The following is a 26481-nucleotide window of genomic DNA, read 5'->3' as shown; positions in this document are numbered from 1 at the left end:
ATATAAATAAAGTTAATATTACAATATATTTGCTTTATTCCTTTTACTATTTTCTTACAAAATAAAATACGAAAAAGCTTTTCTTAAACAATAAGTAAAATCAAATTTATATACTTTTTCTTTTGAGATAATTTTAATGTTTTTTACTTTTTTGTTGTTTATATAAACCCACACGCTTCCTACTTTATCTTTAACATTAATAGGAAATTTGTAATCTATTTTTGTTTTTATGTTTATTTTATCTTCATTACTAACAAGTGCTTTCAGCGAAGAATCGAAAGTACATTTTATTTCACTTTTTATTCCGTTTTCAACAGGTAGCATTATCGGTTTGTTCTTTTCAATAATATTCTTGAATTCGTAGTTATCTTTTCCATAATCCATAAGTTTAATAGTATCCTTCCATTTATACCCTTTATTTGGTGGCCAACCGGAAGACAAAACGCAGGACACAAATGTCCGACCATTATTTTTTATTGCACCTACAAAGCAATATCCTGCATTACATGTAAAGCCTGTTTTAATTCCTATGGCATCATTTTCTAAATTCAAAAAATTGTCTTTATTAAACACAGTTATGTTACGTTTGTTTTTTATTTCCGTCAAATTATATTTTTTGGTATTTATAATTTCTAAAAAACTTTTATTTTTTATGGCATAGGCTCCAATTTTTGCCATATCATAGGCTGTGGAATAATGTTCCTTTGCATCTAACCCGTTTGGAGTTACAAAACTTGTATTATTTGCACCGATTTTTTTTGCTTTTTCATTCATCATCTTTGCGAAGTTTTCAATATTTCCACCAATGCTCTCTGCCACTGCAACAGCTACATCATTATAAGATTCAAGCATCATTGCATATAGTAAATCTTTCAGGTAATATTGCTCTCCTTTCATAACATTCATTTTCACTTTCGGCATGGATGCAGCCTTTGAACTTATTTCCACAACTTGATTTGCTTTGCAGTTTTCCAGTGCTACAATGCAAGTCATAATTTTCGTGGTACTTGCCATTGCTCTTTTTTCTTTTTCATTTTTTCCAAAAAGAATCCTACCGTTTTCACCATCAATTAAGACAGCAGCCTTGGCTGACAAATCACTTTCATCTATACTTCTCTCTTTTGCATATGTATTATTTACAAAATTTATAGAAGAACACAAAAGAGCAAATATAACCATTCTACTTAATTTTCTTTTTGATGTTTTAGTTGATTTGGTAAATATTATTTTAGTTAATTTAATAAATATTGTTTTCTCACGTAGCATACCATATACCTGTTTAATTGTTATCTATTAAATATATTCATGGTTTTATTTTTTATTACACAAAAAATGATATGTCTCCTTGCTTTATTACAGGAATACATATCATTTTTCTTTTTCCTTATTTATTCTTCTTACTTTGTTGCCAAAATACATATCTATTTCTTAACTTTAATTATTCTTCTGATTTTTTAAGCATAATTTTATTAGTCATTTGATTTCAATGTTATTTCGTCTTCTGCCTCATGTTTAAACTCTTCAATCATATCAGGAGATATAATTGGTAATTTATCTGAAGACTCAACTCCAAATCTTCTTAAAAATTCTTCCGTTGTTCCAAAAAGAAGTGGTCTTCCTGGAGTCTGCAATCTGCCAACTTCCTCAACAAGCATATACTCTACTAATTTATTAACCGCGAAATCAGATTTAACGCCTCTTATTCTTTCAATTTCTGACTTAGTAATAGGCTGTTTATATGCAATAATTGACAATGTTTCCATCATGACATCTGTTAAAACCTGTCTCTTAGGTTGCTTAGCCACTCTTATTAAAGTTTCATATAATTCAGGCTTTGTACATAACTGATAGGAATTTTCCAATTCTATGATTTTAATTCCTCTGTGATCCTTTGCATAATCTTCCTGCATTTCTTTTACAATTTTTTTCAATTGTCCCTGTGTTATGTCAAGAGCTTTTGCAATTCTATTTTTTTCAACCGATTCTCCCATTGTAAAAAGAATCGCCTCTACCTGTGCTTTGTAATTTATTTCCATAATTATACTATTGAGTCAATATATATATCACCAAAAGTTTTCTCCTGATGAACCTCAATTTCTCCTATCTTTATTAATTCTAAAACAGCCAAAAAAGAAACAATAACTTCAACTTTTGATTTTGATTTTTCAAGTAATTGTTTAAAACTGCATTTTTTCTTTTTCCTTACAGTGTTTGCCACATAATCAATTTTGTCCGGCAAACTTACTTCTTCCATTTCAATTTTTCCAAATTTACTACGAACAGGATCAATTTTATCTACCTGACGTTTTAAAACCATCTGAAATATTTCATTAAGTTTAGATAAATCAACCCCCTCTAAAAGTTGGTCTAAATCAACAGGTTGCTGATACTTGCTAACTTCTTCAGGAATTGTAGGTTCTTTGTATAAGGACTTTCCGGCATAAACCTGCATGTCACGTAACTCAACAGATGCATATTTATACATTTTATATTCAATTAATTTTTCAACAAGTTCGGCTCTTGGATCAATTTCTTCCCCATTTTCGTCAATTTCTTTAGGTAAGAGCATTTTACTTTTTATATCAATAAGAGTTGCAGCCATTACAAGAAATTCACTTGCAAGATCTAAATCATCTTTTGGCATTTTACTTACATAATCCAAATATTGTTCTGTAATTTCAACGATTGGTATATCGTATATATCAACCTTATTTTTTTCAATCAAATGTAAAAGCAAATCCAACGGACCTTCAAACGCTTCTAACTTTACTTCTAATTCCATTAAATATTAATCCTCATAATTTATATTTTTACTCAAAATAGTATTGTACAAAAAAATCAGATTTTTTTCAACTTTTATTATACATACGTTATCAAATCCAGTTATCTTACGCAATTAACTAATGTGGTTATCTAGCGTAGTTATCCAGTGTATTTATATAATATGATTATGCATTGTAGTTGTCTGATTTTATCATATACCTAATTATCCAATTCTAAAAAACATCTGCATGCATTTAATTAATGAAAAACCGTAGTTTATTTTATTTACACTTTCCTCTGATACTATATTTACTTCTCCGATATTCTTTCCTTTTAAGTAATATGAGGCTTTGCCTACTATCTCACCTTTTCTTACCGGTGCCTGAAGGTCTTTCCTGATGCTGATTTTTCTTTTTATTTTCGATAAATCATTATTTTTTGTATCAACATAACTAAAATCAGTTTTTTTAATTTTTAAACTTTCCTTTTTCCCATTGGATATTTTAATATTTCCATTATATTTTTTATTGTCTGTATAAACTTTACAATTTGCAAAACCATAGTTTATAAGTTTTTGGGATATATTAAATCTTTCCTTGTAGTCAGCAGCAGCCATTACTACAGCAATTAATTCCACATTATCTTTTTCAGCAACTGTAGAGACACAATATTTAGCCTTAGAGGTGCTGCCCGTTTTCAAGCCCTTTACATACTTATTTACTTTAAGTAACTTATTTGTATTGGTAAGCATAAATTTTGATTCACCTTTAGCAGTTTTATGAGTAAACATTTCCATCCATATTGTTGAATACTTAAATATTTCCGGGTACTTTGTAATAAGCTCTCTGGACATTGTTGCCACATCTTTTGCTGTAGTATAATGATCATCCGAATCAGTAAGACCGCAGCAGTCTATAAAGTTTGTATTATTCATACCAAGTTTCTTTGCTCTTGTATTCATTTGTTTTACAAATTCTTCCTCACTTCCTGCAATATGTTCTGCCATAGCAACTGAAGCATCATTACCGGAAGCGATGATTATACATTTTATTAAAGTTTCCACATTCTGTTGTTCACCTTCTTCTAAAAAGACCTGTGACCCACCCATGCTTTTAGCTTTTGCACTTGTTGTAACCATATCCCCTAACTTTATTTTGCCACTATGTATGTAATCAAATATCAAAATCAAAGTCATAATCTTTGTAATACTTGCAGGACTTAATTTTTCATTTTCGTTATTGGATTTAATAATGCTACCTGATTTAGCTTCCATTAAAACATAGGACTTTGCATTATACTCATCCTTTGCAGTATCATTTTCCACATTTGAATTAGCAACATTTTTAGTAATGTTTTTAGACATACTTTTATCATTATTTTGTCCTTTGACCATTGCATTCCCCTGTGTACAATTTAAAGTCAAAGCCATTATTAATATAAACGCAATAATTTTTTTCATAAAAAAACTCCATTACATCTTTATATATTGTAATGGAGTTTTAAAACTTATATGCTATTTTATTTTGTATTTTTAGTTTTTTTCTTGCTATTTTTTTGTTTTTTATTTTTTGATGATGAAACAGCTTTTTTAGAAGAAGTTGTTTTCGGTGCTAATTCATCATCAGTAAATGTATACGGTTCAGTTTTTGACAATACATGATCATCAGAATTTTGCTGGTAAACCGAAATCTGGTCGCCATTTTTCAAATCAGGATAATCGATAGTCAAGGTGTTTTTATCAACAAATGTTGTTTCCTTCTTTTCACCGTTCACATAAACTTTGCTGTAGTTTGTAAAATACTTTCCGTATACACAAACCTTACCGTCAGAGTTATACGTCGGTGTAACCGAACTAACTTTCACTTCATGCAAACCAAGCTGTATATTTGTTGGCTTATAAGGATTCGTACCATTGCTGGCATAATTATCACCATATAGCAGGTCATAGGCAAGATTTTTTAATCCTTCCTGATACGATTCGCTATCATCATTCTTGTGTTCCTGTGTATATTTATTAATATCACCGGCATTCATGTTCAATCCACCAAGAATCTTTGATTCTAACTGATAAGCTTCAATGTCTTCATTTTTGTAGTAATCATTTTTGAAGTTAGACCAAATTACATACTGTGTCTGATAAACATCCCCATTTACCAAATCTTCTCCACTTAAGCCGAAACTTGGTAGATGGTCACCATACATTACAAGAATTGTGTCTTCATCGAATTCACTTAAAGTCTTAACAAGTTTACCTATAAACTTATCCATCTGATATGTTTCCATAGCATAATATTGATATTTATTCTTTGTAGCTTCATCAACATCACCACTGACTTTTATAGGATATTTATAGTTACCATCTGTTGGATAGCTTCCATGTCCCTGAACCGATATTGTGTAAATATAATCCTGACCTTTTGTGGACTTAAGAGCTTCCATAATATATTTAGTTAATATTTTGTCTTTAGCCCAGCCCATAGGCGTAAACTTCTTTACATCCATATTTTCAATTGTTGTAAAAGTATCGTAGCCTAAGTTTGCAAATACCTGATTTCTACCATAAAATGTAGCTGTATTATTATGAATGGCATGACACTTATAACCATATTCTTTCAGGTTATAACTAATACTTTCACAGGTAGTATCAACTAATTTTGTTTTAAAAGGATATTCTCCCGGTCCAAAGAAATCCAAATTAATACCTGTCATTACTTCGAATTCTGTATTTACAGTTCCTGCACCAACAATTGGCACATTAAAATAACCACTTGGATAATTCTTAAGAAGATTTTCAAAATTAGGAACAGGATTCTTTGACAACTTAATATTTTTCATATTGTTCATATCAAAAAATGATTCTAACTGCAAAAATAAAATATTCGGTTTTTTCTTTGCCTTGCTTAATTTGATTGTATCCTTCTTTTTTACAATCTTTTTAATTTCTTTATTTGAATATGTGTTTGGTTTTGCAATTCCTGTATTAATCAAACTATTTGAAAAACAATAAACAAAACCGTACTGGTAATAGGAAACTCTTAATTCTCCAAACTTAAGCGATATTAAATTTGAACCTAAACCAAGGGATAAAGTTCCAAAACCTATTAACCATATTATTAAAATTCCAATAATATTTCTTGGATATTTTATTCTATGTCTGACTTTTGGTGCCTTAAAAAATCCGTAAACCAATAATGCAATTACAAATATTAAAGCAAGAATTACTAAAATAATTTGAAAAAATGAAAAATACTTTGTAATAACGCCCAAGCCACTATCAATAAGCATTAAGTCCACTGCAGTAAAAGGCGTTACTCTGTTTGCAAGTAAAACAGCATTTGTTATACCAGATATAATCCATATAACAGAGATTAAAGATAACCCCCAAAGTCGTCTTCTCATTAACAATGTAACCGACAGTGTCATCAAAATAATTACTGAATTGCATAAAAATACATAAGGTGAACCAATCAAGAAATAAATTCCTTTCAGGAAAGAACCTCTTGCCATCATTTCGATTAATAGATTGACCAACAGGGCAATTGTTATATACATATAAATTATGTGTTTATTGTATGTTTTAGCAAAGAAAGCTCTGTAAGTTTTGTATCTTTCTTTCCCTTTTTGAATAATATTAGTAATATCTTTTTTTATTTTTTCATTATCTAATATTGTTTCATCTATTTCATTATCTGATTTCTTTTCATCTATTTTTTTATCCACATTTTCATTGTCCGATTTTTTTTCATTTGATTTTATATCTTTATTTTTGTTATCCAATATTCTTCCTCCATTACATAAATATATAGAAAAACATTTCTTTTTAGGGCGTACCCTTTCACAATGATACAACATTTCACATTTTTTTCAAGTTATTTTTGATATTTACTCTCGTCTTGTTCCTATATAATTATGGTAAATATAGTTATTGCACTTCATCGTATTCCTTAAAAGATTACTTATATATTTACAATAATAAGACAGTAACTGTGTTTACTATAAACAAAATATTTGAAAAAAATATGACTATTTTTATTAGATAGTATTTTTATAAAAATCCAAGTATCCTGCTATGATTTTCACACTTTAAACCGTTGAATTATTTTATATATATGTTATACTACTTTTGCATAATTATGAATTTATGTTATAATTGTTTAGCATATTTTATGTTGCTTTATGATTATGCATCATAATTTTAGACAAATTTATATAACTAATATTTAAGGAGACATTATGGGAAGTACATTTTTTAGGAAATTACCTACACCAATGGAAATCAAGACTATGTATCCTGTTCCTGAGGCTGTAGCAGAACAAAAGAAAAAGAACGATGCAGAAATTCGTGATATTTTCACAGGTGCAAGTGACAAATTTGCTGTTATCATCGGCCCTTGTTCAGCAGATAATCAGGAAGCTGTTGAGGATTACGTTCAAAGATTAGCACGAGTTCAGGAAGAAGTTAAAGATAAACTTTATATTATTCCTAGAATATATACAAATAAACCACGTACAACAGGTAAAGGCTATAAAGGTATGTTACATCAGCCTGATCCTGAAAAGAAACCTGATTTATTACAGGGATTAATCACAATTCGTCAAATGTTTTTAAAGATTATGGAAGATACAAAATTACCAATTGCTGACGAAATGCTTTATCCTGAAAATGCAAGATATTTTTCAGACTGCTTATCATACGTTGCAATCGGTGCCCGTTCAGTTGAAAACCAGCAGCATCGTCTTACATCAAGTGGTTTAGATATTCCTGTTGGTATGAAGAATCCTACAAGTGGAGATATTTCAATTATGTTAAACTCTATTGAAGCTGCACAGGCTTCACATTCATTCTTATATAGAGGTTGGGATGTTCAAACTGAAGGGAACGATTTAGCCCATGCAATTTTACGTGGTGCCGTAAACCAGTATGGTTCATGCATTCCAAACTACCATTATGAAGATATGGTGAATTTACATGAAAAATATGTTGCAAAAGGTTTTGCAAATCCTGCTCTTGTTGTTGACTGTAATCATTCAAATTCAAACAAGAAATATATGGAACAAATTAGAATTGCAAAAGAAATCATGCATAACCGTAAACATTCAAAGGACTTAAAAGGATTTGTTAAAGGTTTAATGATTGAAAGCTACATTGAAGGTGGAAATCAGCCTGTTGATGGTCATTGTTATGGTAAATCTATTACAGATCCATGTTTAGGCTGGGAAGATACAGAAAAATTACTTTACCTCATTGCTGAAGAAGCATAAAAAAAGACAATGTGATTTAAATTTGAATTCAAATCTTTTATAGAATTTTAATACATTAAATTTCTATATATAATTCTGAAAATAAAAGGAACGTTTACTTTATTATACCTAGCCGATTTTATCGGTTAAATATAATTGTTAAGTAAACGTTCCTTTTTTAACTGTCTGTTCTACTTATGTTATATTATTTATTATCGTTCTGTACAATAAAAAACTTAAAAATCTCACCAATAAAAATAAACAAAGTTCCTAAAACAATCGAGAAAAATACTGTTGCAATGCCAATGCCATAATTAACTTCTGATAATGCATCTAGTTCATATCTGTTCTGATATTTAATATTTATCACAAAAGCAATTGCAATGCCAATTACCATTACAATAACACCTATAATTCTTGCTATGTACGTCATTTTTTCAGCATAATTTTTATTCATCTTTAGTTCTCCTTTCCCTCTTTAATATATATATGGCAATCCGCACACTAAAAGCTGATTATTAATCTTACCATAAGTCATTATATAATGTTTTGTGTCTTGTCATATATATTTTTTACTCTACTACTACCTGTTTCCATGTACATGTGTGTAGTTGATATATCTGAATGCCCCAACATTTTCTGTATAACCTTTAAATTCGCACCATTTTCAACTAAATGTGCTGCAAAGGAATGTCTTAATGTGTGAGGTGTTATATCCTTGTTAATTCCAGCTTTTTCACCGTATTTTTTTAGCAGTTTCCAGAACCCCTGTCTACTCATTTCTCCACCGGCGCAATTAGGAAAAAGCACATCACTTTTTATATTCTTGCTTATCAACTGTGGTCTTCCCTCTTCCAAATATTCAGTTAAAGCCTTGTGTGCTTCCTGACCAAATTCAAGAACCCTATCTTTTTTTCGATCATGACATGTAATCTTTTCAACATTAATATTGACGTCTGTTATTTTCAATGTAATAAGTTCTGTAACTCTCATACCTGTCGCATACAGTAATTCAAGCATAGCCTTATCCCTTAACTGTTTTGGTGTTATTCCCGATGGTTGACTTAAAAGCAAGTCAATTTCTTTTACAGAAAGTATTTCCGGTATCTTCTTTACTATTTTAGGTGATTTTAAATTAGCCGCCGGATTAAATTCTATATATGCTTCTGTATACAGAAAATTAAAAAACGCTTTAATGGATGCAATTGTTCTGGAAATTGTTGTTGGCGCTCTTCCTATACTTTGTAAATGAATAATATATTCTTCCAAATCTTCTTTTAAAATAGTGTTAATTTGAACTTTCTTATTTTCCTTTTCAAAATATTCAAATAATTTCCTTACATCTCGAATATACGATTCTTCTGTATTGGGAGATATATTCTTCTTTTTATGCAATTGTAAAACAAATTCATTTATTAAATCCTGCATATACTTATCCCTTTTCTTATCGCTGTATTCCCTATTATATAAGTGTTTTTTTATAAAATCAAATTGTTTTTTTACCTATCTGTTTACCATAATATGTACATTATACAACATATATTATTGAGGTTTTTGAAAGAAACAATATATAGTAATTTTTGTGATTTTCTCAATATTTTTAATATTTTTTCTTGATAAATTTTCTTAATAATTTTTCATAATATTTTTCTAAATGTTTTTTACTGTTTTTAATAGTCTATTTAATATTTTCATATCATATTGTATATTTTTTCATCTATGCTTTTAGATTGATTTTATATTTAACTTTGTAATATTTTACTATTATAAAATTGGGAACTATTTTAATTATTTTATAGTTCGGAATTATTTTTAATTAATTTGTACTATTTTAGAAAATATTTATAAGAAAGCTTTCAATAAATGTAGTTGCAACAAGAAAAGATAGAGATGCTAATCTTTTATATTTTTTCTTACAATATGTTTCATACATAATCATTATTAAAAATGCAAACCATCTAAAACTGCATATAACCCATGAGATATCTGACAACCTTATAGCAATAACAAGTGTTGCTGTAAATTTTATTGTATATACAAATATTAAAACTGCCCAAAAAGCTTCTCTATATTTCAAGAAATTGGGTATACATATAAATATATATCTTTTCAGATTGTTGCATAGCATAATAATAAATATATTAATTAATTGTTCAGTATATATAATTTCTTCTCTTCTTGCAAAAAAATCTATGGCTATTGTATTGTAAACTATTATTCCAATAAAAGCTCCAATTACAATTCCATAGACTTTATAATTTGCAAATACTTTATTTAGGCTCATTTATCATAATATACCTTTAATACTTTTATATATTATATTACTTTGTACAATATTTATGATAGTAAGTCAAAATAGATGATATTGTTTTTGCATCATTGATTTCATTGCTTAAAATTTTCTCAATTAATTCTTCTACAGTATAAACTTCTAAATCAATATATTCATCAGGATCTAAATGTTGATGTGTTTTTTCAAGATCAAAGGCAACATACACATCTATTTTTTCACCTGAATATGCAACTGCCGGAGCTAATGTTTGTAAAAATTCAATTTTCCCTGACTTATATCCTGTTTCTTCTTCCAATTCACGAGCCGCACATTTCAATGTTGGTTCATCAATCGAATCTTTTCCACCAGCCGGGATTTCCAAAGTATACTTGTCAATGGCATTTCTCCACTGTCTTACCATAATAATTCTACCATCAGACATTACCGGTATAACAGCCGCGGCACCTTTATGTTGCAAGAAATCCCAATATACTTTCTTTCCTTCCGGTGTAATAATTTCATCTTTACAGAATCCTAATATTGCTCCATCATAAACTTTTTCTCTATTAATACGTTTAAACTTTTCCATTTCATCACCCTATTCAATACCCTTACATTTTTTATAACATGCATCACTTGCGGCAAAAAGTGCTTTTCTAAAACCATTATTTTCTAACTGTTCAACCGCTGCAATTGTTGTCCCACCTGGAGAACATACATTATCCTTCAGTACACCCGGATGTTCGTTTGTTTCAAGCATAAGCTTTGCAGAACCTAAAACAGTTTGGGTCACAAACTCGTACGCATCACTTCTTTTCATTCCGCATTTAACAACACTATCTGCTAATGCTTCTATAAACATAAACACATATGCCGGAGAGCTGCCACTTGCACATACAACTGCATCCATAATTTTTTCCTCAACAACTCTCATTTTCCCAAATGATGAGAAAATTTTCTCAATTTCTTCTTTTTCTTCTTGAGAGAAAAATTCTTCATTGTAGGATACGCCTGTCATGCCTTCCCCTACCATTGCAGGAGTATTTGGCATTGTTCTTACAATCTTCTTAGTTCCACACATATCTTCCAATTGTTCAATTGTAACCCCTGGTGCCAGTGAAACAACTACAGATTCCTGTGCAATATTTTCTTTTACCTGTGGCAAAACACTCTCAAACATCTGTGGTTTAACAGCTAATATTATGTACTTACTATTCTTTATAACTTCTTCGTTGTTATTAAAAAACTTAACACCTGTTTCTTCACTTATCTTTTCCATTTTTTTCTTGGTACTACTATGGAATACTATATCATCCTTATTATATAATTTAGAAACTCCATTTAATATAGCACTGCCCATGTTTCCCATTCCAATAAAACCTAATTTAAACATATTTCCTCCTATTTTTTCAGTCTATAAAAATTATAGCACAATTCTGTTATCCTGTGGTGGAATTTCTTATTATGTATTAAAGAATGTCGCTTGCGACATTCTACGCACCCAGCATATATTGCTTTTGCAATATTTTTTCTTTTGTGCAAGGGTGCATCCCTAGTGGAACATTTTTATGTAATAAGAAATTCTGCAGAAATTTCTTATTACATAAAAAAAGGAAATGCGATTTCTCACATTTCCTATTATCGTAGATTTTACTTTGCATAATCTATGGCTCTTGATTCTCTCACGATATTAACCTTTATCTGACCAGGATATTCAAGCTCATCTTCGATTTGCTTTGCAATATTTCTAGCCATTAATACCATGTCAGCATCACTAACCTTTTCCGGTATAACCATAATACGAATCTCTCTACCTGCCTGAATGGCAAAAGATTTATCAACTCCCTCGTATGAGTTCGTTATGTCTTCTAACTGTTTTAGTCTGTTTGTGTAAGTCTGTACTGTTTCACGTCTTGCACCAGGTCTTGCAGCAGAAATAGCATCAGCAGCCTGTACAATACATGCTATTAATGTTTCAGGTTCAATATCACCGTGGTGAGCTTCAACCGCATTAATAACTGTAGCTGATTCTTTATATTTTCTACATAAATCAACACCTAACTGAATATGTGTACCTTCTTTTTCATGGTCAACAGCCTTACCAATATCATGTAATAAGCCTGCTCTTTTTGCTACTCTAACGTCCAATCCAAGCTCTGAAGCTAATAGACCCGAGATAAGAGCAACCTCAATAGAATGTTTTAAGGCATTTTGTCCATAACTTGTTCTAAACTTCATCTTTCCTAAAAGTTTAACAAGTTCCGGATGAATTCCATGTACACCAACTTCAAGAGTTGCTGCCTCGCCTTCTTCTCTAATCATAGTCTCAACTTCTTTTTGAGCCTTATTAACCATTTCCTCAATTCTAGTTGGCTGAATTCTTCCATCAACAACCAGTTTTTCAAGAGCAATACGGGCTACTTCTCTCCTAATTGGATCAAATCCTGATAAAACAACTGCTTCAGGAGTATCATCAATAATCAAATCAACACCTGTTAGAGATTCAAGAGTTCTGATGTTTCTTCCTTCTCTACCAATTATTCTACCTTTCATTTCATCATTAGGTAATGAAACTACAGAAATAGTTGTTTCAGCAACATGGTCTGTTGCACATTTCTGAATTGCATTAACAACCAATTCCTTAGCTTTCTTATCAGCTTCCTCCTTGGCCTGTTTTTCATGTTCCTTAATTAATTTTGCAGTTTCAATCTTAATTTCTTCTTCAACAGTTTGTAATAATTGTTCTTTTGCCTGTTCAGAGGTTAATCCAGAGATTCTCTCCAGTTCCTGTATGCGCTGTTCGCTTAATTGTTCTACTTTTTCCTTAGCTTTGTTTAATTCTTCTTCACGAGATTTTAAGCTATTTTCTTTCCTATCAAGGGCATCTGATTTTTTCTCAACTGCTTCTTCCTTGTTAAGAACACGCTTCTCATATCGTTGAACTTCTGATCTACGTTCTTTGATTTCTTTATCAAGCTCATTTTTAGTTTTTAAATTCTCTTCTTTAGCTTCTAAAAGAGCTTCTTTTTTCTTTGATTCTGCTGTTTTAATTGCATCGTCAATAATTCCACGAGCTTTATCCTCAGCAGTACCAATTTTCTTTGCATCAGAATTTTTCTTTATAGAAATTGCAACTAATGCTGAAATCAAAGTGTCCACGAGAATCACTGCAACAAGTATGATAATCCAAGTAGTAGTATTCACAGGAGCACCTCCTTATTTAATTTTCATTGTACATTACAACATATCCATTTTACTTTATTACCCGTTTAATGTCAAGCAAAGTAGTAGTTCTAAAACACTGATTTTCTATATATTTGCATTATGTGATTTCATTACTCATAAAAAGAATTTTTCTGTTCCAAAATATAGTTATCAACTGCTTTTTTTACCATTGAAAAAGAATATCCTTTTCCAACTAAATACCTATAAAGTTTTTGCAAATCCTTTGAATCAGACAAATCATATCTTTTTGCACGTTTTTTTAATACACTAGAAATTGAATCATCTTCCGAAAAATCACTTTCCATAAAAGCTTCATCTATAAGTTCTTTTGAGATTCCTTTAGTATATAAATCCTGTATAATTTTTCGTTTACTATAAACGCTTTTCTTGTAATCAAGATATAACATGGCATATCTCTTGTCATTAATAAGATTATACTCTTCTAAATATTCAACAACTTTGTAAATTATATTATCAGGATACAAACCTGACTTTAACTTATCTATAATTTGTTTTCTTGTTTTATAAGAATCATCTAGAATATAAAGAGCCCTTTCTCGGGCTCTTTTGTATAAAATATCCATAATATCGTTGTATTCTCTATGGGAAATTTCATTATCTTTAATTAATTTTAATCTTCTTACCTCACCTTTATATAGATAGAACTGTAACTCTCCATCCAAGGTTATTTTAAAGCGATTTCCAACAGGTTCCATTTTAATAATTCTATGCATTATTCTTCCTCAGATGCTTTTTCAGTGTTATTAGATTCTGCCTCTGTTTCTTCCTCACCTTCAGGATGAATGTAAAACTCTCTTACCTTTGCATCTACTTCTTCCATGATGTCAGGATGTTCCATAAAATATTTCTTTGCATTTTCACGTCCCTGACCAATCTTTTCGCCATTATATGCATACCATGAACCACTCTTTATAACAATTCCACTCTTAGCAGCTAAATCTAAAATATCGCCTTCTTTTGAGATTCCCTTACCAAACATAATATCGAATTCTGCTTCTTTAAAAGGAGGTGCAATCTTATTCTTAACCACTTTAACTCTGGCTCTATTACCAACCATTTCTCCACCAGCCTTCAATGTTTCAACTCTTCTTACATCAAGTCTGACTGATGCATAGAACTTAAGCGCTCTACCACCTGTTGTTGTTTCAGGATTACCAAACATTACACCAATTTTTTCTCTTAACTGGTTAATGAATACAACTGTGCAACCTGTTTTGTTCATTATACCTGTTAATTTTCTTAATGCCTGTGACATTAATCTGGCATGCTGTCCCATATGAGAATCGCCCATATCCCCATCGATTTCTGCCTTAGGAACTAATGCTGCAACAGAGTCAACAATAATGATATCTACAGCTCCTGAACGAACCATTGTTTCTGTGATTTCCAATGCCTGTTCACCGTAATCTGGCTGCGAAATATACAAATTATCAATATCTACACCAATTGCCTTGGCATATACAGGATCTAAGGCATGCTCTGCATCAATAAATCCTGCCACACCGCCTCTTTTCTGTGCTTCTGCTATCATATGTAAAGCTACTGTAGTCTTACCACTTGATTCAGGTCCGTATATTTCTACTACTCTACCCTTAGGTATACCACCCAAACCTAATGCTAAGTCTAAGCTAAGAGAGCCTGTTGGAATTGTTTCTACGTTAATCTTTCCCGAATCTCCCAGTTTCATAATAGCACCCTTTCCATGCTGTCTTTCTATTTGAGATATTGCTGCATCTAATGCTTTTAATTTTTCTTCTTTATTCATAATTAGTCCTTTCTGTTCGAACCTATGTTCGTTATATAAGTATAATAGTACAATCCGTTCTTTGTGTCAACAATTAATTAATAAATATTATATATGTTTTTTTACTATTATGCAACACTTTACTTATATGTTTAACTTTTATTTTTATGTTACTTTGTGTTAAGGTAATTATATTCTCTTTTCATATTCCATGCAATCACCGCCATCGATTACTTCGTCTGGTTTCATTTCATATATCATACATTTTGATGTATTACAAGGTAACTTTTCATCATCAAAACAATATTCACAATCGTTACAAACCAAATCATTATTTTTAATAATTTCAAATTTTAAAAGGTCATCTACAAATTTATTTGACATTATTTTTTATCTCCATTATGTAAAAAACTATTATAAAAAATTTACGCAAACAACTTAACTGTCATCTTAAATAAATCATTCTATAATAGTTTTTTACTTTTATATATTTTCTCTTTATATGTTTCACTTTACAAAGTTATCTTTAAATAATTAAATTTAAAGCAACATACAACAACCCATGTTATTAAAACTTATAATCTTATACTTCTCTTATAAACCAAGAATTTTCTCAAGAGCTGTAATCTTTGTACAAATTATTAAGATTTCACTAGCTTCCTTTAATTCATCTGGCGTTGCAAATGAAGGTGCAATTCTAATATTCTTGTCTTCAGGGTCTTTTCCATAAGGGAAAGGTGAACCTGCACCTGTTAATACCATACCTGCATCCTTACACATTGAAACAACTTTCTTTGCACAACCTTCCATTGCATTAAACGAAATAAAGTATCCACCGTTAGGATTTGTCCACTCTCCAACTCCACATGGCTTTAATTCAGATTCTAACATATCAAGAACAGCTTTGAATTTTGGTCTCATTTTCTCTGCATGTTTCATCATATGTCTCTTTACACCATCAAAATTCTTGAAATATCTTACATGACGTAACTGATTCATTTTATCATAACCAATTGTCTGAATTGTCATCTGTTCCAAAATAGACTTAACATTTTCTTTTGAAGAAGCCATTGCAGCTACACCTGAACCTGAAAATGTTACTTTTGAAGTTGATGCAAATTCATATACTAAATTAGGATTTCCTGCCTTTTCACATTCTGAAATAATATCTAATATTTCATCCTGTCTATCTTCATATAAATGATGAATAGCGTATGCATTATCCCAATAAATTCTAAAATCTTTTGCTGCAGGTTTAAGTGCTGCCATTCTCTTTACAACTTCATCTGAATATGAAATACCTGTTGGATTTGAATATTTTGGAACACACCAAATACCCTTGATTGAATCATCTTCTGCAACTAATTTTTCAATCATATCCATATCAGGTCCATCTGCATTCATAGGAATATTTATCATTTCAATACCAAAGTATTCTGTAATTGCAAAATGTCTGTCATATCCTGGTACAGGACATAACCATTTTACTTTATCAAGCTTACACCATGGTGTGCATCCTAATACACCATGTGAATAAGCTCTTGAAATAGAGTCATACATTATGTTTAAACTTGCATTTCCGTATATAATAACATGATCTTCTGTTGTACCCATAATATCAGCCATCATTTTCTTTGCCTCAGGAATACCACCTAAAACGCCATAATTACGGCAATCAATTCCATTTGATGCATGTACATCAGACTCACTTGTTAAAACATCTAACATATCCATACTTAAGTCTAACTGTTCTTTGCCAGGTTTACCTCTAGACATATCAAGACTTATATTCTTTTTACAAATCTCTTCATAATCTTTTTTTAAACCTTCAAGTTCTTTCTTTAATTCATCCTTGCTCATTTCACTGTAAGCTAACATATTATTTCCTCCAAATTAATTTTTTAAAACATTAAAATTTTTAGACACATATTCAATCATAGAAATAATTGTAAGTGCCAATGATATCCATATTAAAATCTGTCCAATAATATATAAAACAGAATTGTTTAATGGTGTATTAACAATAAGTACAATAATCATAACCATTGAGAAAGCAGTTTTAAATTTGCCCCACCAACCGGCTGCTAAAACAATGCCCTGATCAGCAGCAAGCATTCTAAAACCACTAATAAATAATTCTCTACTAATTATAATTATTACCACCCATGATGGTATCATTTTTGGTGTTAAACAAATAAGTGCTGCACTAACAAGCATTTTATCTGCCAAAGGATCCATAAATTTTCCAAAATTGGTTACTAAATGATACTTTCGAGCAATTTTTCCGTCAAACAAATCAGTTATACTTGCAACAATAAAAACAATTGCCGCTAAATAGTAATTATATGAAATTGATTCAATTAACATAAATACAACGAAAATTGGAATACATAAAACTCTGAATGTTGTTAATTTATTTGCTAAATTCATTTTGTCTCCTTACCGGCTATATCAGTTCGCCTATTAAGTCATAATCATTTGTACCTGTGACTTTAACTTTTACAAAATCACCAGTCATAAGTTCTTCATCTGTCATAACAAATATATTACTGTCAACTCCCGGACAATCCATATATGTTCTTGCTATATAGGCATGTTCGCCGGAAATTTTTCCTTCTATCATTGCTATAAATTCTTTTCCTACATATTTTTCTGTAGTGTCAAAAACAATGTCCTGCTGAAGTTCCATAATTTCATTTCTTCTGAAATTTTTAACTTCTTCATCTATTTGATCAGGCATTGATGCTGCAGGTGTGTTTTCCTCAGGTGAATAAGTAAATACACCAAGTCTGTCAAATTCCATTTCATTTACAAACTTCATTAATATATCATGGTCTTCCTGTGTTTCTCCGGGAAAACCTGAAATTAAAGTTGTTCTTAAAATTATATCAGGAATTCTTTTTCTTAACTTACCAATGATTTCTCTTAACTGTTTGTTGGAAGTTCTTCTTCCCATACGTTTAAGAATATCGTCACTGGCATGCTGTATTGGAATATCCAAATAATGGCATATCTTCTTTTCAGTAGCTATGGTTTCTATTAACTCATCATAGATTTCTTCAGGATAACAATACAAAATTCTTATCCACTGAATTCCCTGAATTTTGGCTAATTTTTTCAATAGAATATGCAAAGATTTTTTTCCATAAATATCTTTACCATACATTGTTGTTTCCTGAGCCACTAATATAAGTTCTTTTACACCTCTGTTTGCTAAATCCTTTGCTTCTTCAATAAGTACATCCATATCTACACTTCTGTAATTTCCACGAATCTTTGGAATAATACAATATGTGCAATATTTATCACAACCTTCGGCAATTTTTAAATATGCGTAATTGCCTGCTGTTGAAAGGTTTCTTGGAGCATTAACTCCCGCTAATTTATCTATATCATTAATAACATGAATATTTTTCCTGTTTATAAAAAATTCATTTAAGGCATTGGCTATACTGTCTATGGCTGTAGTTCCTATACAAATATCAATTTCAGGAATTTCTTCATCTATTTCTTCATAATATCTTTGAGCCAGACAACCGGCTAAAACTAACGCCTTGCAATTTCCTTCTTCTTTGTATCTTGCCATTTCAAAAATAGTATTAATACTTTCTTCTTTGGCATCATTTATAAAACAGCAACTGTTAATAACAATTACGTCTGCTTCTCTTTCATCGTCAGTAAATTCATAACCGGCTTTAGATAAGATTCCGGACATATGCTCTGAATCCACTAAATTCTTGTCACAACCTAATGAAATAAAAAGTACCTTCAAAAATATAAACTCCTTAAACTTTAAAATAGAATAAAGTGTCTGTTGACACTTTATTCTTCTTCGTCATCTCCTAAAATTCTAATTTTAGATTCTGCTAATTCTTCTACAGCAATTGACAATGGTTTCATACCTTCAGCGTCCTTGTCTAAAAGTGGCTGGTCACCTGCAATAATCTGTCTTGCTCTCTTTGATGTAGCCATAACAATTGAATATCTGCTCTGTACAACCGGCTGTTCACCGTCCTCTACATCACTATTAGCTACTGCCATTAAATCTGAATATGATGGGTGTAACATTTTTATCTCCTTTCGGCGAATTTTAATATTTCGCTTTTTATTTGATTAACAAAATCCATGTCTAGAGACTGAGGATTGTTGTCATTTTTTATATTTTCAATGTGCTTTGCACATTTTTCAACTTCATCATTTAATACGAAATAGTCGTATTTTTCCATATTATCAGTTTCTTCTGCCGCCTTTTTCAAACGGTCATTAATAACTTCTTCTGTTTCTGTATTACGACCGACCAATCTGTTTCTAAGTTCATCAGCACTCGGTGGCAATATAAAAATCAAAATTGCCTCGGGCATATTTTTCTTTACCTGCAAAGCACCCTTTGTTTCAATTTCTAATATTACATCATTTCCACTGTTAAGATTTGTTTCTACAAATTCTCTTGGTGTTCCGTAATAATGATCAACATATCCGGCATATTCTAAAAGTTTGTTTTCATTAATCATCGTTTCAAACTGTTCATTTGAAATATAATGATAATGAACTCCTGGGATTTCATTTGGTCTTGGTTCTCTTGTTGTTACTGAAACCGAAACCTTATAAGTATCCTTATGTTCCTTTAGATACTTAACTACAGTACCTTTTCCAACACCGGAAAAACCGGAAATTACTAATAATTTACCTTTTTTCATAATACACACTCTTTTATTCTATATTTTGTATTTGTTCTCTGACTTTTTCAATGTCAGTTTTTAACATAATTGCATGGTCTGATATTTCAGGATCACTTGTTTTGGACAATGTAGTGTTAGCTTCTCTGTTCATTTCCTGTGCAATAAAATCAAGTCTTCTTCCAACAGTTTCGCCTTTTAGCAAATCTTCGCGCATTGCCTTAATATGACTATCTAGTCTTACAAGCTCCTCGTCAACGCATACTTTATCAGCAAAAACTATAACTTCCTGAGCAATTCGTGATTCATCAATTTGACTGTCTTCTAACAGTTCATGAATCTTATTTGTAATCTTTTCCTTATATTCAGCAACAATAACCGGGGATTTTTCTGTAATAAACTTAACATTTTCAATCATACCGTCAAGTTTTGAAATTAAATCAGCCTGTAAACGTTTGCCTTCTTCTTCTCTCGTTTCTATTAGCTTAATAACAGCTTCATCAATTGCTTTAATTACCAAAGCTTCAATTGCCTCTTCATCATCCTGTGCATTCTCTATTGTAACTACATCTGGACTTCTCATTATGTAACTTGTTTTTACGTCATTTTCTAACCCAAGTTCTCTGCTGATTTGTTCATAACAATCAAAATATTCTTTTGCAAGCATTGAATTGTATCTTATGCATTCGTCACCTTTGCCAAGATTTTCATAGGAAATAAATACATCAACCTTTCCTCTGCTAACAAATTTTTTCATTTCATTACGAACATTTCCTTCAAGGAAATTTAATTTTCTAGGTACCTTTATACCTAATTCCAAATATCTATGATTAACAGATTTCATTTCAACGGTGACCTTTCTATCACCTTCAGAAACTTCAGCTCTGCCAAATCCTGTCATACTTTTTAGCATCTTTCCTCCTCTGTGTCCATTTATCCACAGTTCTATTTATTATAATTCATATAAACACGACCGTCAAGTTACACTTAAATATAAGTAACACTTTCCCTTTAATACAGATATTATTTTTCAAATACTGCATCTAAACAGGAATATTATTTACTAATAAAATGTAGAAAAATCAGGTACAAGTTTTAATGTTGAATTTTAATAACATAATAATTTGCAAATAACACTAAAAACCTATAAAATAAGTGTGATGTAAAAAAATTTATTTTTTAATTTTAAAGGAGATTATTATATGGCATTTGATGGTGTTACCATTTCTGCTTTAGTAGCAGAATTTAATGATAAATTACTTAATGGAAGATTATACAAAATTGCACAGACAGAAAGCGATGAATTATTACTTACAATCAAGAATGGTAAAAATCAATATCGTTTACTGATAAGTGCTAACGCAAGTCTTCCTTTAATATATCTTACAGATAAAAACAAACCGGCTCCTCTTACCGCACCTAATTTTTGTATGCTTCTTAGAAAACATATAAATAATGGACGTATTATTTCAATTACCCAGCCGGGGCTGGAACGAATTGTTGATTTTGAAATACAGCATTTAGATGAATTAGGCGACATAAAAACCAAACACTTAATCATAGAATTAATGGGTAAACACAGCAATATTATTTTTGTAAACGAAGGAACCATCTTGGACAGCATTAAGCATGTTAATTCAATTATGAGTTCAGTCAGACAGGTTCTACCGGGAAAAGAATATTTCATTCCTCATACCTCTGAAAAGCTTAATCCTCTTGATGTAGAAAAGGAAGTTTTCTTTAAAACAGTTTTTTCAAAGCCTATGCCTTTGTCAAAAGCTATTTATACATCTTTTACAGGTATCAGTCCTACTATTGCTGAAAACATTTGTTATGAGGGCAAATTTGATTCATCAATGCCTGCTAATGTTTTAGAACATGGGGATCAGAACATCGTTTGGATGTATTTTTATCAGCTAATTAACAAAGTTAAAAATTGTGATTTTATACCTACAATTTACGAAAAAAACGGAAAACCTGAGGAATATGGTGTAACCATTTTGTCAACTTACAGTGACTGCACAACAACATCCTTTGAAAGTATAAGCACTTTACTTGAAACATATTATTCTAAAAAGAACTTATACACAAGAATGAGACAGAAATCTGTAGATTTAAGAAAAATTGTAACTAATGCTCTAGAGCGAGATAACAAAAAATACAACATACAGTTAAAACAGTTAAAGGACACAGAAAAAAAAGACAAATTCAAAGAATATGGTGACCTTTTAACAACCTATGGCTACTCAATAAAAGAAGGTTCTAAAGAATTTGAAACTGTCAACTACTATAATGGTAAAACAGTTAAAATCACTTTGGATCCTACTATTTCGCCTATTGAAAACGCAAAAAAATATTTTAATAAATATTCAAAATTAAAGCGAACCAGCGAGGCCTTGGAAACAATTATAGTCGAAACAAAAAATTCAATTGACTATCTTGAGTCAATTAACGTTGCAATAGACATGGCAACTACTGAAGATGACTTAAAAGCAATAAACGAAGAATTGGTTCAGACAGGTTTTATAAAGAAAAAACATACCAATAAGAAAGCTAAAAATAATAGCAAACCTTTGCACTTTATTTCATCAGATGGCTTTGATATGTACGTTGGCAAAAATAATATTCAAAATGAACATCTTACTTTTAAAGTTGCAACTGGAAATGACTGGTGGTTCCACAGCAAATCCTTTCCTGGCTCACATGTAATTGTAAAATGCAACAATCAGGAATTGCCTGATAACACTTTTGAAGAGGCCGCAAGACTTGCAGCTTTCTATTCCAAAGGTTCAAACCAGGATAAAGTTGAAATAGACTATATTCAGAAAAAGCATGTAAAGAAAGTTGCCGGTGCAATGCCGGGATTTGTTATTTATCATACCAATTATTCCATGATTGCGGAGCCTAATATCGACAATATAAAAGAGATCTAAAGTAAGGCAAAATATCGACAATATAAATGTAGCTAAATATTGCTAAATATTAACAACCTAAACAAAAAATAAAATATTAATTCTAAAAGAAGGTACTTAAAAAGCAGAGCCATAAAAGCTCTGCTTTTTATAGTTAATAGAAATTCCTTAAGATTCCCTATTATAAATTATAAACTTATATAAACGTTCTACTATTATCCGATTAATTCGTCATATAATTTTTCGTATTTCTTAGCTGATGTATTCCATGAATAATCTACTTCCATGGCTCTATCCACCATCTTATTCCAATCGCGCTTCTTATCATAATAAATATGCTCTGCATATCTAACAGTTCCCATCATCTCATGTGCGTTATAATTCTTAAATGAGAATCCAGTACCTGTATTTTCATATTCATTATAAGGTTCTACTGTATCTTTCAAGCCACCTGTTTCCCTAACAATAGGTAATGTACCGTATCTCATGCTCATTAACTGACTTAATCCACATGGTTCAAACAATGATGGCATTAAGAAAGCATCACAGGCTGCATATATTTTATGAGAAAGTTCTTCAGAATAATATATATTAGCAGAAACATCTTTTCCATATTTCCAGTCAAAATGTCTGAACATATTCTCATATCTTTCTTCACCTGTACCAAGAATAACAAACTGAAGTTCATCCTGACACATTTCATCCATAACACAGGATACCAAATCTAAACCTTTTTGGTCTGTAAGTCTGCTTACCAAACCTATCATCATCTTCTTAGGATTTACTTCCAAGCCTAACTCTTTCTGTAAAGCTGTTTTATTCTTAACTTTTTCTCTTCGGAAATTATCTTTGCTGAAATTCTTTGCAATTAATTTATCTGTAGCCGGATTATATTCATCATAATCAATACCATTTACAATACCTCTAAGACAATTAGATCTTGCTCTCATTAATCCATCAAGACCTTCTCCAAAGAAAGGTGTTTTTATTTCTTCTGCATAAGTATCACTAACTGTAGTAACCATATCTGCATATACAATACCACCCTTAAGGTAATTACCATTATCGTAATCTTTTAACTTATCTGATGTGAAATAATAATCAGATAAACCTGCTAGATCCTTGATTGTATCAATATCCCAAACACCCTGGAACTTTAAGTTATGTATAGTCATAATAGACTTAATGCCCTGATAGAATTCTCCATTGGCAAAACTGTCTTTCAAATAAACAGGAATTAAACCTGTATGATAATCATGGCAATGTATAATATCCGGTCTGAAATCTATTACTGGAAGAGCCGATAATACTGCTCTTGAAAAGAAAGCAAACTTCTCTAAATCATATCTTGGATCACTGTATGGTCTCTCTCCTGAAAAATAATATTCATTATCAATGAAGTAGAATTTAACTCCTTCATATTCCATTTCCATAATTCCAACGTACTGTCTTCTCCAGCATAAGTCCATATAAAAATGATCAACATAAGTCATTTTTTCTTTCCATTTATGGTCAATACACATATAATTTGGAATCATAACTCTAACATCATATTTTTCTTTGTCAAAACACTTTGGTAAAGAACCTACAACGTCTGCCAATCCCCCTGTTTTAATAAAAGGTACACATTCTGATGCTGCAAATAATATCTTCTTCATATCTTCCTCCTCCAGATTAATTCTTTTGTATTATATGCTTAATTATCTACATTTGTATTCAAGTCTAATCTTATCAGCTATTAATGCTATAAATTCAGAGTTTGTAGGCTTACCTTTTTCTGCATTTATAGTATATCCAAACAACTCATCAATAGTATCCATTCTTCCACGATTCCATGCCACTTCAATAGCATGTCTTATGGCTCTTTCAACTCTGCTGGATGTTGTCTGGAATTTTTTTGCAATTGAAGGATACAATATTTTCGTAATGGAATTAAGCATTTCATTGTCATTTACCGACATAATAATTGCTTCCCTTAAATACTGATATCCCTTAATGTGTGCAGGCACTCCAACATCATGAATAATTGATGTAACATCATTTTCAATGTTACGCTCCATAAAATGTTTTCTATCTTCTCCTGCACCAATAATTTTTTTAGTTTCAGGTATTCTCTTGTTGTATGATTTTACACCTTTTACCCTATCTGCTATCATATTTGTTTCAAATGGTTTTAGTAAATAATACCCTGCGCCATAACCAAATGCATCCTGAATAACATTCTCATTACTAATTGCTGAAGTTATAATGAAAAAAGGCATCTTAATCATTGCACCATCATCATTAACCTTATTCATTAACGATAAGCCATCCATCTTTGGCATAATTAAATCTAAAATAACAACATCAGGTGTTGACTTTCTTATTAATTCATAAGCCTCCTGACCATTTTTAGCCTTACCAATAATCTGAATTGCTGTATCTTTTGATAATGCTGAATCTATGTTTTCGATTACTTTTTCATTGTCATCAACAATAATAACAGATATTTTTTCTGAGTTTCCGGTATATGTTTTATTTATATTGCGATTATTTAAGTTCGTGTTCATCATTCCTCCTAATTTTGTCAAAACACAGCACTGTTTAAATTCTTTTGACAAAGAAGATTATAGTTTGTTAGATGAAGATATTCAACTTAAAGAATTCGCATAAAAATCCTTTTTTCGACAATTAAGTTTACATATATTTTTTCACAGTGTTAAAAAATGTAAAAAAGCTTATAAAAACCATATATAAATGTCGATTTTTTTAAAATAATGTCAATATTTTCTTAGTTAATGTACACTACCATTTCTTCCTTTTCAGCAAGTTCAATTCTATAGCCGTCTCTAAGTTCGTAATATACTTTCGGACGTAGCTGTGTACCATTAACCTTAGTTCCGTTAGTTGAATCATAATCTGCAATACGGTATTTTCCATCCTTACATGAAATAACCACGTGAATCTTAGATATGTAAGTTTCCGGCACAACAATATTTGCATTTTCTCTTCCAATTGTAAACGGAATTCTATTAATCTGATATTTCTTATTGTTATAAATAATCATTGCCTGAACTTCATTTTCCACAGACTTTGCAGCAGCCTTCTTTGGAGTTTTGTAATGCTTTGTTGCAGCCAGGTTTTCTCCTGACGTCTGATGTTTCTTTCTAAGTTCTAAATTATATTCTGTAAACGGATTAAGAACCATACCGTTTAACTCTTCACATTCATTCATAAAATTATATGCGTATGTTGCAGAAACCTTTACAAATGAAAAATTTTCCATATAATCATCAGGTATCTGTGCATAAGATGTGAATACCGGAAGCAATCTGCTTCTTCCACCATCTTTCACAATGTCAGGTTTCATTGAAACACCCTCTATAGTTTCATATGACAAAGAAGCATCTTCAAAATCACTCTTCATCGCCATAATGATATCTGCTTTTTGCAATAAATCTACAATATCTTTTTTCTTAACCTTCTTTTCAGGTTTTTTGTTATATTTTTTTATCATTTCTTCTATTTTATATACAATTTCTGTATTATTTCTTGCCATTTTAGGTCTCCTTAAATTTGTTTATTTATACATTATACTACATTTTCCGACTTATTTATATATGAAATATTCATTTTTTCTTTTGAAAT

At 30.7% G+C, this 26481-nt stretch carries 25 protein-coding genes; 2 read left to right on the top strand and 23 right to left on the bottom strand.

All coding sequences use genetic code 11. The annotated features are described in order from the left end of the window. Positions 1 to 54: 54 nt before the first annotated feature. From DWZ69_RS05915 to DWZ69_RS05895, 5 genes are all read right to left on the bottom strand, one after another. Positions 55 to 1266 carry a D-alanyl-D-alanine carboxypeptidase family protein gene (locus DWZ69_RS05915; protein ID WP_118436450.1) on the bottom strand — a complete coding sequence of 404 codons (1212 nt, stop codon included), beginning with the start codon at positions 1264 to 1266 and terminating at the stop codon, positions 55 to 57. Between the two features lie 203 nt (positions 1267 to 1469). Continuing rightward, on the bottom strand, positions 1470 to 2036 hold the full coding sequence (gene scpB / locus DWZ69_RS05910; protein ID WP_118436448.1) for an SMC-Scp complex subunit ScpB: 567 nt from the start codon (positions 2034 to 2036) through the stop codon (positions 1470 to 1472). Between the two features lie 2 nt (positions 2037 to 2038). Further along, positions 2039 to 2782 (bottom strand): segregation/condensation protein A, encoded by a 744-nt coding sequence (locus DWZ69_RS05905; RefSeq protein WP_022165305.1) that lies wholly within the window; start codon positions 2780 to 2782, stop codon positions 2039 to 2041. Between the two features lie 204 nt (positions 2783 to 2986). Beyond that, positions 2987 to 4222, bottom strand: coding sequence for a D-alanyl-D-alanine carboxypeptidase family protein (locus tag DWZ69_RS05900; protein ID WP_118436446.1), 1236 nt, complete (start codon positions 4220 to 4222; stop codon positions 2987 to 2989). A 59-nt stretch (positions 4223 to 4281) separates the two neighbouring features. Further along, positions 4282 to 6540 carry an LTA synthase family protein gene (locus DWZ69_RS05895; RefSeq protein ID WP_158573364.1) on the bottom strand — a complete coding sequence of 753 codons (2259 nt, stop codon included), beginning with the start codon at positions 6538 to 6540 and terminating at the stop codon, positions 4282 to 4284. A gap of 456 nt (positions 6541 to 6996) precedes the next feature. Between DWZ69_RS05895 and DWZ69_RS05890 the strand changes: the two genes are divergently transcribed. Continuing rightward, complete coding sequence (locus DWZ69_RS05890; protein ID WP_118436442.1) at positions 6997 to 8025, top strand: 3-deoxy-7-phosphoheptulonate synthase; 1029 nt, start codon at positions 6997 to 6999, stop codon at positions 8023 to 8025. Between the two features lie 184 nt (positions 8026 to 8209). On the opposite strand, the gene DWZ69_RS05885 is transcribed toward DWZ69_RS05890, so the two are convergent. From DWZ69_RS05885 to DWZ69_RS05815, 15 genes are all read right to left on the bottom strand, one after another. Further along, a complete protein-coding gene (locus DWZ69_RS05885) occupies positions 8210 to 8461 on the bottom strand; it encodes a hypothetical protein (protein WP_118436441.1) in 252 nt (83 codons plus the stop codon). 80 nt (positions 8462 to 8541) lie between these two features. Next, the gene (gene xerA / locus DWZ69_RS05880; RefSeq protein ID WP_118436439.1) at positions 8542 to 9432 is read right to left on the bottom strand and encodes a site-specific tyrosine recombinase/integron integrase; all 891 of its coding nucleotides are present in this window, start codon (positions 9430 to 9432) and stop codon (positions 8542 to 8544) included. 403 nt (positions 9433 to 9835) lie between these two features. Next, positions 9836 to 10288, bottom strand: a complete 453-nt coding sequence (locus DWZ69_RS05875; RefSeq protein WP_118436437.1) for a hypothetical protein — start codon at positions 10286 to 10288, stop codon at positions 9836 to 9838. A 37-nt stretch (positions 10289 to 10325) separates the two neighbouring features. Next, on the bottom strand, positions 10326 to 10865 hold the full coding sequence (locus DWZ69_RS05870) for an NUDIX hydrolase (RefSeq protein WP_117999533.1): 540 nt from the start codon (positions 10863 to 10865) through the stop codon (positions 10326 to 10328). A gap of 9 nt (positions 10866 to 10874) precedes the next feature. Continuing rightward, the gene (gene proC, locus DWZ69_RS05865) at positions 10875 to 11669 is read right to left on the bottom strand and encodes a pyrroline-5-carboxylate reductase (protein WP_118436435.1); all 795 of its coding nucleotides are present in this window, start codon (positions 11667 to 11669) and stop codon (positions 10875 to 10877) included. 257 nt (positions 11670 to 11926) lie between these two features. Continuing rightward, the gene (gene rny / locus DWZ69_RS05860) at positions 11927 to 13480 is read right to left on the bottom strand and encodes a ribonuclease Y (RefSeq protein WP_117999531.1); all 1554 of its coding nucleotides are present in this window, start codon (positions 13478 to 13480) and stop codon (positions 11927 to 11929) included. Between the two features lie 131 nt (positions 13481 to 13611). Next, positions 13612 to 14235: a regulatory protein RecX gene (locus DWZ69_RS05855; RefSeq protein ID WP_118436433.1), complete on the bottom strand. Its 624-nt coding sequence runs from the start codon at positions 14233 to 14235 to the stop codon at positions 13612 to 13614. Beyond that, on the bottom strand, positions 14235 to 15287 hold the full coding sequence (recA, locus tag DWZ69_RS05850; RefSeq protein WP_117999529.1) for a recombinase RecA: 1053 nt from the start codon (positions 15285 to 15287) through the stop codon (positions 14235 to 14237). The genes DWZ69_RS05855 and recA overlap by 1 nt, the downstream gene beginning before the upstream one ends. Before the next feature lie 168 nt (positions 15288 to 15455). Next, on the bottom strand, positions 15456 to 15650 hold the full coding sequence (locus tag DWZ69_RS05845; protein WP_117999528.1) for a hypothetical protein: 195 nt from the start codon (positions 15648 to 15650) through the stop codon (positions 15456 to 15458). A 210-nt stretch (positions 15651 to 15860) separates the two neighbouring features. Beyond that, positions 15861 to 17144, bottom strand: a complete 1284-nt coding sequence (locus DWZ69_RS05840; RefSeq protein WP_117999527.1) for an aminotransferase class I/II-fold pyridoxal phosphate-dependent enzyme — start codon at positions 17142 to 17144, stop codon at positions 15861 to 15863. A gap of 15 nt (positions 17145 to 17159) precedes the next feature. Next, on the bottom strand, positions 17160 to 17696 hold the full coding sequence (gene pgsA / locus DWZ69_RS05835; protein ID WP_117999526.1) for a CDP-diacylglycerol--glycerol-3-phosphate 3-phosphatidyltransferase: 537 nt from the start codon (positions 17694 to 17696) through the stop codon (positions 17160 to 17162). A gap of 16 nt (positions 17697 to 17712) precedes the next feature. Next, a complete protein-coding gene (gene rimO / locus DWZ69_RS05830) occupies positions 17713 to 19038 on the bottom strand; it encodes a 30S ribosomal protein S12 methylthiotransferase RimO (RefSeq protein WP_117999525.1) in 1326 nt (441 codons plus the stop codon). Positions 19039 to 19088: 50 nt separating this feature from the next. Further along, a complete protein-coding gene (gene rpoZ / locus DWZ69_RS05825; RefSeq protein WP_117999524.1) occupies positions 19089 to 19334 on the bottom strand; it encodes a DNA-directed RNA polymerase subunit omega in 246 nt (81 codons plus the stop codon). Between the two features lie 2 nt (positions 19335 to 19336). Beyond that, on the bottom strand, positions 19337 to 19963 hold the full coding sequence (gmk, locus tag DWZ69_RS05820; protein WP_117999523.1) for a guanylate kinase: 627 nt from the start codon (positions 19961 to 19963) through the stop codon (positions 19337 to 19339). A 13-nt stretch (positions 19964 to 19976) separates the two neighbouring features. Then, positions 19977 to 20855 (bottom strand): YicC/YloC family endoribonuclease, encoded by an 879-nt coding sequence (locus DWZ69_RS05815; protein ID WP_117999522.1) that lies wholly within the window; start codon positions 20853 to 20855, stop codon positions 19977 to 19979. 289 nt (positions 20856 to 21144) lie between these two features. Here DWZ69_RS05815 and DWZ69_RS05810 point away from each other — a divergent pair, with 289 nt between their 5' ends. Continuing rightward, positions 21145 to 22875, top strand: a complete 1731-nt coding sequence (locus DWZ69_RS05810) for an NFACT RNA binding domain-containing protein (protein ID WP_117999521.1) — start codon at positions 21145 to 21147, stop codon at positions 22873 to 22875. 194 nt (positions 22876 to 23069) lie between these two features. Here the strand turns inward: DWZ69_RS05810 and glgA are convergent, their stop codons facing one another. The 3 genes from glgA to DWZ69_RS05795 all read right to left on the bottom strand — a co-directional run bounded on the left by glgA (position 23070) and on the right by DWZ69_RS05795 (position 26392). Then, on the bottom strand, positions 23070 to 24512 hold the full coding sequence (glgA, locus tag DWZ69_RS05805) for a glycogen synthase GlgA (protein ID WP_117999520.1): 1443 nt from the start codon (positions 24510 to 24512) through the stop codon (positions 23070 to 23072). Positions 24513 to 24554: 42 nt separating this feature from the next. After that, positions 24555 to 25403 (bottom strand): sporulation transcription factor Spo0A, encoded by an 849-nt coding sequence (gene spo0A, locus DWZ69_RS05800; RefSeq protein ID WP_117999519.1) that lies wholly within the window; start codon positions 25401 to 25403, stop codon positions 24555 to 24557. Between the two features lie 221 nt (positions 25404 to 25624). Continuing rightward, the gene (locus tag DWZ69_RS05795; RefSeq protein ID WP_117999518.1) at positions 25625 to 26392 is read right to left on the bottom strand and encodes an FHA domain-containing protein; all 768 of its coding nucleotides are present in this window, start codon (positions 26390 to 26392) and stop codon (positions 25625 to 25627) included. Positions 26393 to 26481: the final 89 nt, after the last annotated feature.

The organism is Eubacterium sp. AF34-35BH (assembly GCF_003477765.1).
Classification (GTDB): Bacteria; Bacillota; Clostridia; order Lachnospirales; family Lachnospiraceae; genus Eubacterium_G.
The sequence above is the reverse complement of the archived record's forward strand: the minus strand, read 5'-3'. Positions and strand labels throughout refer to the sequence as shown.